Below are 15,723 nucleotides of genomic sequence, written 5' to 3'. Positions count from 1 at the left end.
AAAATATGATAAACATTATTGGAAGAGAGATTCCAGATGGAATATTAAAGGACAGAAAACCTTTTGAAGGTCAATTTGCCTTTAGTGACGAAATAGTAAAAACAACTCCTAAGATAAAGCCAGTTAAACCTGGTGAAAATAAACTATTAAGAAGTATTGAAGAAGCTATATTAAAAACTGGTTTAAAGGATGGTATGACAATCTCCTTTCATCATCACTTTAGAGAAGGAGACTATATTTTAAATAATGTCTTAGGGGTAATTGCAAAGCTTGGAATAAAGGATTTAACACTAGCTACCAGTTCACTTGGAAGTGTACATAAGCCTCTTATTGAACATATAAAAAATGGAGTAATATCTAAAATAACTACAAGCGGGCTAAGAGGAGCATTGGCAGAAGCTATTTCCAGTGGAATCTTAAAGGAGCCTGTTATTGTAAGATCTCATGGTGGAAGAGCTAGAGCAGTAGAGTGTGGGGATATTAAAATAGATGTAGCATTTTTAGGTGCCCCAGCCTCTGATGAGTATGGAAACGCAAGTGGTACTAGAGGAAAGGCAAACTGCGGCTCCTTAGGCTATGCTATGGTGGATGCCAAATATGCAGACAAGGTAGTTATACTTACAGATTGCTTGGTAGAGTTCCCAAACATGCCTGCTAGCATTGACCAAACCTATGTTGATTATGTGGTTAAAATAGATTCAATTGGAGATCCTGCAGGAATAGCTTCTGGTGCTACAAGGTATACTAAGAATCCAAAGGAGCTTTTAATAGCCGAGAATGCAAGTAAGGCAATAACTGCTTCACCTTATTTCAAAGATGGTTACTCCTTTCAAACAGGTTCAGGTGGTTCAGCACTTGCAGTAACTAGATTTTTAAGAGAAGAGATGCTTAAGAGAGATATAAAAGCTAGTTTTGCTTTAGGTGGAATAACCAAGCCTATGATAGAGATGCTTGAAGAAGGCTTAATTAAACATATTTATGATGTACAAGACTTCGATTTGGTTTCAGTAAATTCTATTGGAAATAATCCAATGCAGCATGAAATAGATGCTTCCTTTTATGCTAATCCTCATAATAAGGGATGCATAGCTAATAAGCTTGATGTAGTTGTATTATCAGCACTTGAAATAGATACAAAATTCAATGTAAATGTTATGACTGGCTCAGATGGAGTTTTAAGAGGCGCTTCTGGAGGACACTCAGATACAGCTGCTTGTGCAAAGCTTACTGTTATTGTTACTCCATTAATCCGCGGCAGAATACCTTGCATCGTTGAAGATGTAAACACTGTAATTACACCAGGTGAAAGCATTGACGTTGTAGTAACAGAAGTAGGTATCGCTGTAAATCCAAGGAGAACTGATTTATTAGAAAGCTTTAAAGCAGTTAATCTTCCAGTAAAGAGCATAGAAGAACTAAAGGATAAAGCTTACAGTATAGTTGGTATTCCAGATAAGATTGAGTACGAAGGTGAAGTTGTTGGTATAATTGAATATAGAGATGGAAGCATTATTGATGTAGTTAAAAAGGTAAAATAGACGTGGAACGGGGACGTTTCTTCTGCCGCATAGCAGATTTTACAGACAATTGCATCGTCTCATAATTGTTAGCAAGGAGTGATTATAAGTGAGTGAGTACTTTAGCGGTGAAAAACAAAGCCTTGAAGATATATTGGAAGCAAGAGATATAAGAGTTGATTATCAGCAATATTTAATAAATAAATATGGAAGTACCATAGTTTCTTATAAATTAAATATACCAGGAGCCGTTAAGTATAACCCACTTGTAAAAAATATTTTTGATGAAGGGTTAAGAGCCTTTAAACAAAAATTGGGGGAACTTTTAATTGATATTGTACATGAAAAAATCTTATATAAAAACAGCGGTCCAGAGTATTTTGCAGTATTTTATGAAAAAGATAAATTAATTAAAAAAATAGCTGCAGATATTGAAGAAATTCATCCCCTTGGAAGACTATATGATTTTGACGTTTTAGATGCATCGGGTAACCAAGTTTCAAGGAGAGACTTAGGTCTTCAGCCAAGAAAATGCCTTATATGTAAAAGTAATGCCTTTGAATGCGGCAGATCAAGAAAACATGAAGTTAGTGAGTTAATAGAAAAAATAGAAGAAATGGCAATAGATTATTTTAAAAACATAAAGTTATAAAGCAATTTAATAGATTTACTTAAATCGAAATGGGCATACTAAACTAAGCTAGTAAGACTGCTCATTAGAGATGAATACTAGGAAGGTGAATTAAAATGAATCCAGTTAAAATAACTGAAACAGCACTTAGAGATGGACATCAATCATTAATTGCTACAAGACTTAAAACAGAAGAAATACTACCAATTCTAGAAAAGATGGACAACGTAGGTTATTATTCACTGGAGGTCTGGGGAGGAGCAACCTTTGATGCCTGTCTTCGATTTCTTAATGAGGATCCTTGGGAAAGGTTAAGGGAAATTCGAAAAAGGGTTAAAAATACAAAGCTTCAAATGCTTTTAAGAGGACAGAATCTTTTAGGTTACAAGCATTATCCTGATGATGTTGTAGAAGCCTTTATTAAAAAGTCGGTGGAAAATGGAATAGATATTATAAGAGTTTTTGATGCACTAAATGATGTGAGAAACCTTGAAACTTCCATTAAGGCTATAAAAGAAGCAGGAGCTCACTGCCAGTGTGCAATAAGCTATACTACAAGCGCCATTCATACCTTAGACTATTATGTTGAATTATCAAAGAAGATGGAGACTTTAGGAGCAGATTCCATTTGCATAAAAGATATGGCGGGCATATTGACTCCTAACTCAGCCTATGAGCTTGTGAAGAAGCTAAAGGAGAATATAGGTGTTCCTTTAGATTTACATACTCATAGTACAAGCGGAATTGCATCTATGACCTATTTAAAAGCGGTAGAAGCTGGAATAGATATAATAGATACTGCAATTTCACCATTTGGAGAAGGTACTTCACAGCCAGCTACAGAGTCAATGGTACTCACTCTTAAAGAGGGTGAAAGGGATTCAAAATTAGACATAAATTTACTGGGAGAAATTGCAGATTATTTTAAGCCTATAAAAGAAAAATACAGGGAAGCAGGAATATTAAATCCTAAGGTTATGGATGTTGAGCCTAAAACTATAACCTATAAGGTTCCAGGTGGAATGCTTTCAAATCTTTTGTCACAGCTTAAGTCCCAGAAGGCAGAAGATAAATTCGAAGAAGTCCTTAGAGAAATTCCTAAGGTAAGGGAGGATTTAGGTTTTCCTCCATTAGTTACCCCACTTAGCCAAATGGTGGGAACCCAAGCTGTATTTAATATTCTAGCCGGTGAAAGATATAAAATGGTTCCTAAGGAAATAAAGGAATATGTAAAGGGCCTATATGGAAAGTCACCAGCGCCAATAAAGGATGAAATTAAAAAGATAATTATTGGTGATGAAGAGGTTATAACAGTAAGACCTGCAGATTTGTTAGAGCCAGAAATTGAAAAATATAGAGAAGAAATAGGAAGCCTCGCAAACTCAATGGAAGATTTACTATCCTATATTTTATTTCCGCAGGTAGCAAAGAAATTCTTCGAAGATAGGCTTAAGGGTACAGCTAATGACAGTGAAAGCAGTGATGAGGATAAGCCTCATTATATATATGTAACAATGTAAACCAAGGGAGTGATTAGAGTGGGAATAGGCAGCTTTTTTAAAGGACTTTTTAGTAAAGAAGAAGAAAATGATAGTTTACAGGAAAATGACTCAAATTATGATACTGAGCTTGAAATAGAAGAGGAAGAAAAGGTAGTTGTGGCTCTTGCAGCTTCAATAATGGCTGGTAAGGATAAGCCTGATTCACATTTCCACATTTCAAAAATCAGAAGAGTTAAATAGAGATTATTAATTTGGAAGGAGTCCTATACATGAAGAAATATATAATAAAATTAAATGAAAAGGTATATGAAGTAGAAATTGAAGAAGTAACTGGAGAAACTGCTGCTTCACTTGCAGATAATGAAAAAAATACATCAGCAGCTTTAATAGCATCAGCTAAGGCACCTATTGAAAATAATGTTTCTGTAGGAACAACCATAGAGGCACCTATGCCAGGTACTATTATTGCTATAAAAGTAAAGGTTGGAGATGTAGTAAAGAAAAATCAGCCATTACTAATATTAGAGGCAATGAAGATGGAAAATGAAATAGTATCACCTGTTGATGGAAGGGTAACTTCAATTGGAGTTTCAAATGGACAATCTGTTAATCCTGGAGAAATGCTTGTACAAATAGGATAAGCATATAAGCAAGGTAATACTAAAGTTAAATAACTATTGTACAAATAGCAAAATAACAGGGAGGAAATATAAATGGAATTTTTACTTCAGGGTATAGCTGCAATCACCATTAAACAGATTGTTATGTGGGTGATTGGGGGCATACTTATTTATCTGGCAATCGCAAAAGACTTTGAACCAGCCTTATTGTTGCCAATAGGTTTCGGAGCAATACTTGTAAATATACCTATGTCCGGAGCTGTAACTCAAGTCTTAAATGGTACTAAAATAGAAGGAATCTTAGATGTTTTATTTAATGGTGGGATAGCTACAGAAATGTTCCCGCTGCTGTTATTCATAGGAATAGGAGCAATGATAGACTTTGGACCTCTTTTATCAAATCCATTTATGCTTCTATTTGGAGCAGCAGCACAGTTTGGAATATTCTTTACCATTTGCGCTGCAGTGCTTTTAGGCTTTAATTTAAAGGATGCAGCATCCATAGGGATTATAGGTGCAGCAGATGGCCCTACGTCAATATTTGTGGCAAACTTTTTTAAGAGTAACCTTATAGCACCAATTACTGTAGCTGCATATTCTTATATGTCACTAGTACCGGTAATACAGCCTTTTGCTATTAAATTAGTTACCACTAAAAAAGAGAGAAGAATAAGAATGCCTTACAAGGCAGAAAGCATATCTAAAAAGACAAGAATACTATTTCCTATACTAGTAACAATAATAGCTGGTCTTATAGCACCGACTTCTGTTTCCTTAGTAGGATTCTTAATGTTCGGTAACCTTATTAGAGAATGCGGTGTCTTAGACAAGTTATCTAAGTCTGCTCAAAATGAACTAGTAAATATAATAACTCTATTACTTGGAATAACAATTGCATCTTCCATGAAGGCAGAACAATTTGTAACCTTAAAGACTGCTCTTGTAATTGGACTTGGTCTTGTAGCCTTTATTTTTGATACCATCGGTGGAGTATTATTTGCAAAGTTCCTAAATCTTTTCTTAAAGAAAAAGATAAATCCAATGGTAGGTGCTGCAGGAATATCAGCCTTTCCAATGTCAGCTAGAGTAATTCAAAAAATGGCTCAAAAGGAAGATAATCAAAACTTCATATTAATGCATGCTGTTGGAGCCAACGTAGCAGGACAAATTGCTTCTGTTATAGCAGGTGGCTTAATACTAAACCTAGTTAAATTTTAAGAAAGATAAGGCAGGTGGCTTATATGGATAGTATAATTGCTTCTAATTTTAAAGAGTCAATAAATATTTTATTATCAGGAATGGGTGGAATATTTGTAGTATTATTTATAATATTTCTTTTAATAAAGGGACTTATTAAAGTATTTCCTGAAAAATAATGGATTCCCTTTGTGAACATATGTTTCTATGTTATAATGAAGCTTAGTATCTATGCTGTTTAAGAGATACTAAGCTTTTTATTTTACACTATAAAAAATAGATCTTTATTCGTATAGTATATGTAGGAGAAATTATGACAGGGAAAACACATGCGGGAATTGGAGTAGCAGCCTATATTGCTCTATGTAACAGATTACCTGGTGGCTTCAGCTATTTGGGAATGACAGTTGTCTTGGCTGCCTCGCTGCTGCCAGATTTAGATCACCCCAAGAGCATTGTAAATAAATATATACTGCCCTTTAAAAACAAGAATACAAAAGTTACTTTATACTTTTGTAGTGGTATAATAGTGCTGTGGTTTGATTATTTATATACAAATGAACCCGCCTACAAGGCTTTAGGGGCAGCTCTTATCGCAATTGGACTTTCCTCTCATAGGGAAGGACTTACTCACAGCCTTTTAGGAATGATTACTTTTACATTTATAGCAGGATATATTGGAGATAAATACAATTTAAAGCATCTAACCTCTTATTTTATTATAGGTTACAGCACACATCTTTTAGGGGATATGGCAACTAACAGAGGAATACCTCTTTTTTACCCCTTTAAAAATAAGAAAATTAAGCTGCCGCTGACCTATAAAGTAGGCTCAAAGTTTGGAACATTTATCGAACTGGTACTTGTAGTTATTGGACTTCTTTATGTGATTTATAAAATCCCTACAATTACATAGATAAATAGATTAAAACACAAATGATTTCCATGGAGGTAAACCATGTTTGATTTCGAATATCAACTAAAAATATTGCCAGATAAGCCTGGAGTGTATTTAATGAAAAACTCCTTAGGAGAAGTAATTTATGTTGGCAAGGCTAAGATTCTTAAAAATAGAGTGAGACAATATTTTCAGAGTTCAAAGAATCATTCTGAAAAAGTTAAAGCTATGGTAAAAAATATAGCTGAATTTGAAAATATAGTTACAGATTCTGAAATGGAAGCACTTATTTTAGAGTGCAATCTTATAAAAAAGTATAGGCCAAAGTATAATATTTTGCTAAAAGACGATAAACACTATCCTTTTATAAAAATTACTACAAATGAGGATTATCCTAGGGTATTTATGACAAGAATATTAGCTAAGGACGGTGCTAAATATTTTGGACCTTACACTGATGTTTCTGCAGTCTACGAAACACTTGATTTAATAAAGAAGGTATTTCCAATAAGAACTTGTAAAATGGTGATTAAAGAAGGTGAAACTAACATAAGACCTTGTCTTAATTATCATATTGGCTTATGTAACGCTCCCTGTGCAGGCTTAGTTTCCAAAGAAGACTATGGAAAGCTTGTACAAGATATTATTGATCTACTTTCGGGAAAAGATAAGCATGTGTTAAGGGAATTAAAGATTGAAATGGAAGCAGCGGCAGAGAAATTAGAATTTGAAAATGCAGCTTCCTATAGAGATAAAATAGCTGCGGTTTTAAAAATAGTAGAAAAGCAGAAGATTATAACAGGAAACTTTGAGGACGAAGACTTTATAAGTATTTACAGCGATGAGAAAGACACCTGTGCTATGATATTTTTCTTAAGAGATGGCAAAATTTTAGGCAAAGAAAATTATATGCTTGAAAATACAGCAGGTATTTCAAATGGAGAAATAATATCTGATTTTGTTAAGGAGTTTTATGGTGGTACTGCCTTTGTGCCAAAGAATATATTTGTTCAAAACATAGAGGATAGTGAGCTTATAGAGGAGTGGCTTACCATGAAAAGAGGCTCAAAAGTCTCAATTAAGGTTCCTCAAAGAGGTGACAAAAAAGATTTACTTGAAATGGTTACAAAAAATGCTAAACTAACCTTAGAACAGTTTAAGCTTAAACTGCTTCAAGACAAGGAAATTCATAAAACTGCTCTTAAAGAATTAGCTTCTGTTATAGACTTAGAAGAGCTTCCTAATAGAATTGAGGCTTATGATATATCTAATATTCAAGGGGTAGACTCTGTTGGAAGTATGATTGTTTTTGAGGGCGGAAAGGCTAAAAATAGTGATTATAGAAGATTTAAAATAAAGTCAGTTATAGGTGCTAATGACTATGACAGCATGAGAGAAATATTAACAAGGCGTTTTAAACATGGATTAGAGGAAATAGAGAAGATAAAGGAAAGAAACTTAGAATTAAGTGCAGGCAAGTTTTGTGTTTTTCCAGATTTAATACTGATGGACGGTGGAAAGGGTCAGGTAAATATTGCCCTTGAAGTTTTAGCCAGCTTAAATATTGATATACCAGTATGCGGCATGGTTAAGGACGATAAGCACAATACCAGAGGTTTAATATATAATAATAATGAGGTGCTTATTAGGCCAAGTTCAAATGTTATGCAGCTTATAACGAGAATTCAGGATGAGGTTCACAGATTTGCAATTACTTATCATAGAAGCCTTAGAGATAAGAGAGTCCTTCACTCAGTTTTGGAAGATATTCCGGGAGTAGGAGAAAAGAGAAGGAAAGAGCTTCTAAAAAAGTTTGGCAGCATTGAAAACATAAAGAATGCCAAGGTAGAAGAATTACTAGAAACACCTGCAATTGATAAAAGAGCTGCACAAAGTATATTCGATTATTTTAGAAATGCTGGAAAAGATTAATATATGATATGTAAGAAACTTGAAGTATTAGAAAATATAAAAAACTAAAACTTGATTAATACAGCTAGAAAAATTATACTAGAAATGTGAGTCTTTAATAATGTTGAGGAGATTTAAGATGAACCAATATGAAAACTTTAGTAGTAAACTTTCAAAGCTTTTGAAAGTTGACGATATAGCAATAAATGAGCCAATGAAGAACCATACGTCTTTTAAGGTTGGGGGTCCTGCTGATATATTAGTATACCCCAAAACTTTCGAGGAAGTTGTTAATATTATAAAGTTATGCAATGAAGATAGGATACCCTTTTATATAATAGGAAGAGGATCTAACCTTGTAGTAAGAGACGGTGGCTATCGAGGTGTTATTATTAAGCTTACAAAACTTGATACTATAAAGGTTCAGGAAGAAATGGTAATTGTTCAAGGCGGCGCTGACCTATGCAAGGTTTCTGATGCAGCACTTACTAATGACCTAACAGGCTTTGAATTCGCCTGTGGTATTCCTGGTACAGTAGGTGGAGCTGTTACAATGAATGCAGGAGCCTATAATGGAGAAGTAAGCCAAGTAATATACAGTGCCCTTGTAGTTGATAAAGAAGGAAATCTTATAAATTTAGATAGAGAGCAGCTTGATCTTGGCTATAGAACAAGTGCTGTCCAAAAACATGGCTATGCTGTTCTTGAAGCCAGCTTTAAATTAAAAAAAGGTGATCATGAGAAAATTAAAAACAGAATAGATGAATTAACAAGAAGAAGAGAAGATAAACAGCCATTGGAGTACCCTTCAGCAGGCAGCACCTTTAAAAGGCCCGAAGGATATTTTACAGGACAACTTATAGAAGAAAGTGCTTTAAAAGGCTACAGTATCGGGGGAGCTGAGGTCTCACAAAAGCATGCAGGCTTTATTATAAATAAAGGCGGCGCAACTGCAAAGGACGTTTTATCACTTATAGAATATGTTCAAGAAGTGATTAAGGAAAGATACAACGTAGAACTTCATCCAGAAGTGAGAATTATTGGGGAAGAAAAATAGCAACTAGGGTAGCACATAATTTAAGGTAATTACAATTAATAATTAACAATTATGGGGGATCAAACAAAATTTTAATTATTAATTTTTAATTATAAATATAATTATGGGGGTATTTTTAATGGGGTATGGTATAAGGGAAGAAGTATTCAGCATGGAGATGTATGTTGCTGGCAAGCCCATTAGTGAGGTTAAAAGAGAACTTGGGCTTGAGGAAGTTATTAAACTTGCATCAAATGAAAACCCACTTGGATGTTCTCCTAAGGTAAAAAAGGTACTACAGGAAACAATTGATGAAACTTGTCTGTATCCAGACGCATCAAATTTTGAACTGAAAGCAGCTATTTCTAGAAAATTAGGGGTAAAAACATCTCAAATCTTCTGTGGAGCAGGTTCAGATCTGCTTATCAGAGTTATTTGTGATACACTATTAAAACCTGGTGATGAAAGCATAATGGCTGAGGTAACTTTTTCACGTTACGATGCAGCTACAAAGCTTATGGGGGGAAAATCAATAATCGTGCCCATGAAGAATCATGGTTTAGATGTTGACGCTATGGTTGATTGTATAAATGAAAAAACTAAATTAATATGGCTGTGTAATCCAAACAACCCTACAGGAACTATATTCAAGAAACAAGACTTAGAAGGAATTATCAGTAAAATTCCTGAAAACGTATTCATGATTATGGATGAGGCCTACATTGAATATGTTACAGATGAAGATTATCCAGACACCCTTCAGCTTTTAGAAAGTCACCCTAATATGATAATATTAAGAACTTTTTCAAAGGCCTATGGACTAGCAGGACTAAGATGCGGTTATGGAATTGCCAATGAGGAAATAGTAAAATACTTCAATACTGTAGTAGGTCCCTTTGATGTAAATTTATTTGCTCAAAAGGCTGCTACAGCTGCAATAAATGATAGTGAATACTTAAATTATGTTTATGAAACGAACATAAAAGGAAGGGATTATTTATATTCTGAATTTAAGAAGTTGGGACTTCTATACATTGAAACCAATGCTAACTTCATTATGGTTAGTTCAAAATTAGATGATAAACTGGTATTTAACGAGCTCTTAAAAAGAGGAATTATTGTAAGGCCAGGTTTCTTACTTGGAATGCCAGGGTGGATGAGAGTTACAATCGGAACTATGGAGCAGAACGAAGCTTTCATATATGCCCTGACTAATATATTAGAACAGGCAAGGGTTGCAGTTTAGGTTCTTATTACAGGTGCAAGCCTAAAAATAACATGGATTTTGTATTGAGAATCACCGTATATTTTATACGGTGATTTTTAAATAGTCTGGTTATTAAATGAATTAAACCAATTCTAGTTCATCAATATTACCAGGTGCAATTGTGTTGTCTAACATACGCAGCTTTGTAGGAATCACTTCATATACTACCATATTCTTCTGCATTTCAGGATTTGGCTGTTGTGATGCAAACTGAGGTCTGCGAGCCATGAAATTTTGCATGTAAGCATTAATTTTAGCTGGATCTTCGCATATTCTGGAAGTACCATAGATTTCAACAGATTTTGCTGAGAAAAATTCTGTATCCTTTTCTGCAACTATAGCGACTATTGATGGGTTATTTTTCATATTAGCAGCTTTTCTTGAACGGATATCAGTAAAGAAAAATAGCTTTTCACCTGTCCACATATAGTCAACAGTATCTAAAGCTGGCGTACCATTAGTACCTATGGTTGATAATGTTAAAATTGAGTGTTGTTTGAGGTAAGAACTCATTGTTTCAAATGTGTTTGACATAATATTTCCTCCTTGATTTTTTTACAAATATAATACTGTGATTTGCTAATGTCAGTTTAGCAATGTATAATAATTATATCAAGTACTGATATTTTTAAGTGTTAGTGCTAATTTAGCATTATTGGAGGAATTATGAGGGATTTTGAATATATTAATGGAGTCTGTCCAGTTGGTGCTGGAGCTTCAGCAATAGGCGGAAAATGGAAAATTGCAATTATATGGAATTTAAGAAATGGTGCAGTACGATTTAATGAACTTCATAGAATGCTGCCTAAAAATATTTCTCAATCGGTATTAACAAAGCAACTAAGAGAACTTGAGAGTAAAGAGATAATTACACGTAAGATTTATAATGAAATACCTCCTAAAGTTGAATATTCACTTACGAAAGTTGGACAAGCATTTATACCTATAATAGTAGAAATAGGTGAATGGAGTGAAAAGTACTTATTGAATAAATGAAAAGATAACTAAAAAAGTCTATAAATTAACATAGACTTTTTTATTAAGATTATTTTGCCCTATCTCTACTCTGAAACTTATCCTTGTGAGAACCGTCACAATAGGGTTTATTTTTCGATAAGCCGCATCTACATAAATAACATTCTTCCTTCGTATCCATTGTATTTCCTTCACCATCAACTATTTCAACTTCACCCTTAACCATAAATGGACCGTCATCAATTGCCTGAATCTTAACATTTGCCATAATTACACACCTTCCTTTTTTATTTCTGTGTTTAGTATATCTAATTTGTTTTTATATATACTCATATTTTAAATTACATACTCATAATTGTCAGTATATATCCAGTTATCATTACCTTGGTTATATAGCAATAGCTCTCTGTTGTATAAAATAATACCAAAAGTAAAAACTACATTCAGAATATTAATGAATGTAGTTTTTATATGCCTTAAATAATATTGGCTAATACATATAAAAGTAAAAAAATGGATAATATTCACTCATAATAATAACAGGAGGAATGGATGTATGGCAACTTATAAGTGCAAAGTTTGCGGTTATGTGTATAGAGGGGAAACGCCACCTGAAGAATGTCCTGTGTGTAAGCAGCCAGCAAGTGCTTTTGAAAAAATAACAGACATTAAAGAAATAAACAAAAAAGAAAATGGGGATATTCAGGTGTATCAAAATGAAGATGATTTATCTTATCCAAAGGAATATGCAAGGGATGATAAAAGTAACCGTTATATGGATGAAATACATCAGATGGCAGTTACAGGAAAGCAAATCGTTGGTTCAATGGGTACTAGAATGTATATTCCTAATTGGGACGATATTCTTATTTTGGGAAATCAGCTAAATCCACCTCCTTTAGATGAATTTGCTGAAGTTAACACCACAACAATAATTGGTAAAAATGCAAAGAAGCCTATGATACTTGAGAATCCTGTTTATATTTCACATATGTCATTTGGAGCTTTATCTAAAGAAACAAAAATTGCATTAGCAAAAGGAAGTGCAATGGCTAGAACTGCTATGTGCAGCGGCGAAGGTGGAATTCTTAAAGAAGAAATGGATGCTTCTTATAAATACATATTTGAATATGTGCCTAATCTTTATAGCGTTACTAAGGAAAATCTTCAAAATTCAGATGCAATTGAAATTAAAATCGGACAAGGAAGCAAACCTGGAATGGGCGGACTTCTTCCAGGTCCCAAAGTAACTAAGGAAATAGCCGAAATAAGAAATAAACCAATGGGAAAGGATGTTATTAGTCCATCTAGATTTGAGAATATTAATTCAAAAGAAGATTTGAAAGCGTTAGTAAGTAAACTAAGAAATGAATCAGGCGGAAGACCAATTGGAATTAAAATTGCTGCATGCAAAATTGAAAGTGATATGGAATATTGTGTTTTTGCCGAACCTGATTTCATTACAATTGATGGAAGAGGCGGAGCAACTGCAGCAAGTCCTCAGATAATTAGGGATGCCACAAGTGTTCCCACAATTTATGCATTATATAGAGCAAGAAAATATTTAGATGACCTTCAATCAGATATACAACTTGTAATTACTGGAGGACTAAGGGTATCTTCTGATTTTGTAAAGGCACTGGCTATGGGTGCAGATGCAGTTGCAATAGCTTCAGCAACTTTAATGGCAGCAGCATGTCAACAGTATCGAATTTGTGGAAGTGGATTATGCCCTGTAGGTATTGCAACGCAAGATCCGGAAATTAGAAAAAGACTAAATATAGAAGCTGCAGCTAAGAGATTAACAAATTTTTTAAATGTTTCCTTCGAAGAGGTTAAAACCTTTGGAAGAATTACTGGACATTCAAATATTCATGACATTTGTTTGGATGATTTGTGTACGATTAACAAGGAAATATCTGAATTTACAAATATAAGGCATGCATAAAGCCATAAGAAATTTATTTGTGAGAGCATAAACGAAAAAGAGAGGATATCCTCTCTTTAACTATTTGCGTTCAATTATACTGCCACTTCTTGGTTTACATTATTGTTATTTTTAAATGGTATTTTGTTTTTCTCTTTATCCTTTAAGAAGAAGGACAGAACTAAAGAAAACACAGTTATAGCTATAACTAATATAAATGTAGTATTAACACCCTTTAGTGCAGCATCAAGCATTCCTGACTTATATAGTGCCGCATTTGTTTTAATAAGGGCTTTATCAGGAGCATTAGAAGCAGTAACATTAGACATTACAGTTATCAGCACTGCAGACCCAAGAGATCCTGCTACTTGTTTAGCCATATTAATTACAGCGGAGGCGTGTGCCAGGAGTTTATTAGGCAAAGCATTCATTCCAGCTGTTTGCATTGGCATTATAACAAGTGCAATTCCAATATATCTAATAGCATATAGCACAGCAATAAATGTAACGGATGTATCCTTATGCAATTTTGAGAAAGGTAAAGAAGCAATAACCAATAGAATAATTCCGGGTATGGCAAGCTTCTTTACACCATACTTATCAAATAGACGACCTGATACTAGCATCATAAATGCCATAAGTAGTGCACCTGGCAGAAGAGTTAGACCGCTGGTAAAGGCAGATTTTCCAAGAATATTTTGAAGGAAAATAGGCATTATAATACCTGCTCCCACAGATGCTATATTTAAAATACTTCCTATTACTGTAGTCAATGTAAAGATTTCGGATTTAAAGACACGCATTTCAAGCATTGGATGATCCATTGAAACCTGACGCCATACAAATAAAGCACTTATTATCGTTCCAACAATTATAGTTGAAATAACACTTATATCAGACCATCCCTTATTTCCTGCATTACTAAATCCATACAGCATTAATCCAAACCCTGCTGTTGATAGAATAATAGATAGGAAATCAATCTTAAGATTTTTCAATGGTATAACATCCTTCATAAAGAAATATGAAAAAATTATATCTAAAACCACAATAGGAATTAAAATATAGAATAAATAATGCCAGTTCCATCTATCAATTATGAGTCCAGATAGAGTAGGTCCTATAGCAGGGGCGAAACATATAACTAAGCCATACATACCCATAGCTGAGCCCCTTTTTTCAGGTGGAAAAACCATAAGAAGCGCTGTATTTATTAAAGGTGCTATTATTCCTGCTCCAATGGCTTGGACTATTCTTCCAATAAGAAGAAATTCAAAGCTTGTAGATAGGGCGCATAGAATAGTTCCAATGCCAAACATAAACATAGAAAACATAAATAAATTTCTGGTTGATATTTTCTCAAGCAGCAGTGCTGTTAAAGGAATCATTATGGCATTAACAAGCATAAATGCTGTTGTAAGCCACTGTACTGTGCTTGCAGTTATTTTAAAATACCCCATTATCTGAGGCAGCGCAGTAGAAAGTATTGTCTGGTTTAGAATTGTAACAAATGATCCGATCATCATTGCAATTATAAGCAGCATTTTGTTATACTCTTTTCCCTGTATATCTTTATTAATAAACTTTTCTTTTAAAACTTTTTCTCCCACTATTTCATCATCCTCTTTTAATTAAAACCTTCATCTAAAAAACTGAAATCCTTGTTTTTATATATCTTTCTCACCCATTCACACCATTTAAGATCCAAAATGGCCTCATTCAATGCTTTTTGAGTTAATATATATCCACCAAACTTTGAGGGACTTGCTGCTTCGGAATGCTCACAACATATGAGTTTGATTTTTTTTATAGAGTTTTTACGTTCTTCAATTTTTTTCTTATACCTTGTTTCAAGTTCATTGAGAAGTTTTTCTGCAGCCTCAGTATCCATACAGTTTATGCAATATATTTTTAACGTCATTTCATCTCTAACAACTTCCTCGGCAGTTTCAGAGGTGAACCAGTCATGTAAAAGGTCCTTACCCCGTACTGTAAGGGTATATATCTTCTTATCAGGCTTACCAGTTTGCTTTTCCAATATAAATTCAACATATCCTTTTTCCTCTAATTCTGAAAGCAAAGGATAAATGGCGCTGTGAGTTGAGCGCCAGAACTTATTTATTTTTATTGTTAAATCATATCCTGTCATTGGTTCAGTTGATAATAGGCTTAGAAGCCCATAAGACAATTTATTCATAAACCTCATCTCCTATTAGTATTGTTTCTTATCTAATTTAGTGTA

The 15,723-nt window shown here is 33.9% G+C and carries 17 protein-coding genes; 13 read left to right on the top strand and 4 right to left on the bottom strand.

From position 1 onward, the window contains the following. Positions 1-5 precede the first annotated feature (5 nt). From citF to hisC, 11 genes are all read left to right on the top strand, one after another. Entirely contained in the window at positions 6-1,538 is a 1,533-nt protein-coding gene (gene citF, locus ACJDUH_RS13000; RefSeq protein WP_406765630.1) for a citrate lyase subunit alpha, read from the top strand. A gap of 88 nt (positions 1,539-1,626) precedes the next feature. Continuing rightward, positions 1,627-2,169, top strand: coding sequence for a citrate lyase holo-[acyl-carrier protein] synthase (gene citX / locus ACJDUH_RS12995; protein WP_406765629.1), 543 nt, complete (start codon positions 1,627-1,629; stop codon positions 2,167-2,169). Between the two features lie 95 nt (positions 2,170-2,264). Further along, the gene (locus tag ACJDUH_RS12990) at positions 2,265-3,668 is read left to right on the top strand and encodes an oxaloacetate decarboxylase subunit alpha (protein WP_406765628.1); all 1,404 of its coding nucleotides are present in this window, start codon (positions 2,265-2,267) and stop codon (positions 3,666-3,668) included. 18 nt (positions 3,669-3,686) lie between these two features. Beyond that, positions 3,687-3,890: a hypothetical protein gene (locus tag ACJDUH_RS12985; protein ID WP_406765627.1), complete on the top strand. Its 204-nt coding sequence runs from the start codon at positions 3,687-3,689 to the stop codon at positions 3,888-3,890. 29 nt (positions 3,891-3,919) lie between these two features. After that, positions 3,920-4,291: a biotin/lipoyl-containing protein gene (locus ACJDUH_RS12980; protein WP_406765626.1), complete on the top strand. Its 372-nt coding sequence runs from the start codon at positions 3,920-3,922 to the stop codon at positions 4,289-4,291. Between the two features lie 72 nt (positions 4,292-4,363). After that, positions 4,364-5,488 carry a sodium ion-translocating decarboxylase subunit beta gene (locus tag ACJDUH_RS12975; RefSeq protein ID WP_406765625.1) on the top strand — a complete coding sequence of 375 codons (1,125 nt, stop codon included), beginning with the start codon at positions 4,364-4,366 and terminating at the stop codon, positions 5,486-5,488. Positions 5,489-5,511: 23 nt separating this feature from the next. Further along, on the top strand, positions 5,512-5,646 hold the full coding sequence (locus ACJDUH_RS12970; RefSeq protein ID WP_406765624.1) for an OadG-related small transporter subunit: 135 nt from the start codon (positions 5,512-5,514) through the stop codon (positions 5,644-5,646). Positions 5,647-5,780: 134 nt separating this feature from the next. After that, a complete protein-coding gene (locus ACJDUH_RS12965) occupies positions 5,781-6,383 on the top strand; it encodes a metal-dependent hydrolase (protein ID WP_406765623.1) in 603 nt (200 codons plus the stop codon). 42 nt (positions 6,384-6,425) lie between these two features. Then, positions 6,426-8,297 carry an excinuclease ABC subunit UvrC gene (gene uvrC / locus ACJDUH_RS12960; RefSeq protein WP_406765622.1) on the top strand — a complete coding sequence of 624 codons (1,872 nt, stop codon included), beginning with the start codon at positions 6,426-6,428 and terminating at the stop codon, positions 8,295-8,297. A gap of 118 nt (positions 8,298-8,415) precedes the next feature. Beyond that, on the top strand, positions 8,416-9,333 hold the full coding sequence (murB, locus tag ACJDUH_RS12955; protein WP_406765621.1) for a UDP-N-acetylmuramate dehydrogenase: 918 nt from the start codon (positions 8,416-8,418) through the stop codon (positions 9,331-9,333). 118 nt (positions 9,334-9,451) lie between these two features. Next, positions 9,452-10,558 carry a histidinol-phosphate transaminase gene (hisC, locus tag ACJDUH_RS12950; RefSeq protein ID WP_406765620.1) on the top strand — a complete coding sequence of 369 codons (1,107 nt, stop codon included), beginning with the start codon at positions 9,452-9,454 and terminating at the stop codon, positions 10,556-10,558. 102 nt (positions 10,559-10,660) lie between these two features. Here hisC and ACJDUH_RS12945 read toward each other — a convergent pair whose 3' ends face one another. After that, a complete protein-coding gene (locus ACJDUH_RS12945) occupies positions 10,661-11,113 on the bottom strand; it encodes a pyridoxamine 5'-phosphate oxidase family protein (protein ID WP_406765619.1) in 453 nt (150 codons plus the stop codon). 132 nt (positions 11,114-11,245) lie between these two features. Here ACJDUH_RS12945 and ACJDUH_RS12940 point away from each other — a divergent pair, with 132 nt between their 5' ends. Continuing rightward, positions 11,246-11,575, top strand: a complete 330-nt coding sequence (locus tag ACJDUH_RS12940; protein WP_406765618.1) for a winged helix-turn-helix transcriptional regulator — start codon at positions 11,246-11,248, stop codon at positions 11,573-11,575. Positions 11,576-11,624: 49 nt separating this feature from the next. On the opposite strand, the gene ACJDUH_RS12935 is transcribed toward ACJDUH_RS12940, so the two are convergent. Further along, a complete protein-coding gene (locus tag ACJDUH_RS12935; protein ID WP_406765617.1) occupies positions 11,625-11,822 on the bottom strand; it encodes a CDGSH iron-sulfur domain-containing protein in 198 nt (65 codons plus the stop codon). Between the two features lie 288 nt (positions 11,823-12,110). Between ACJDUH_RS12935 and ACJDUH_RS12930 the strand changes: the two genes are divergently transcribed. Continuing rightward, entirely contained in the window at positions 12,111-13,502 is a 1,392-nt protein-coding gene (locus ACJDUH_RS12930) for a glutamate synthase-related protein (protein ID WP_406765616.1), read from the top strand. Positions 13,503-13,576: 74 nt separating this feature from the next. On the opposite strand, the gene ACJDUH_RS12925 is transcribed toward ACJDUH_RS12930, so the two are convergent. Next, complete coding sequence (locus ACJDUH_RS12925) at positions 13,577-15,091, bottom strand: DHA2 family efflux MFS transporter permease subunit (protein WP_406765615.1); 1,515 nt, start codon at positions 15,089-15,091, stop codon at positions 13,577-13,579. A 17-nt stretch (positions 15,092-15,108) separates the two neighbouring features. Continuing rightward, positions 15,109-15,678 (bottom strand): PadR family transcriptional regulator, encoded by a 570-nt coding sequence (locus ACJDUH_RS12920; RefSeq protein ID WP_406765614.1) that lies wholly within the window; start codon positions 15,676-15,678, stop codon positions 15,109-15,111. Between the last annotated feature and the right edge of the window lie 45 nt (positions 15,679-15,723).

Source organism: Candidatus Clostridium radicumherbarum (assembly GCF_045310525.1).
Taxonomy (GTDB): Bacteria; Bacillota; Clostridia; order Clostridiales; family Clostridiaceae; genus Clostridium_AT; species Clostridium_AT radicumherbarum.
This window is presented reverse-complemented; position numbering and strand designations above follow the sequence as displayed.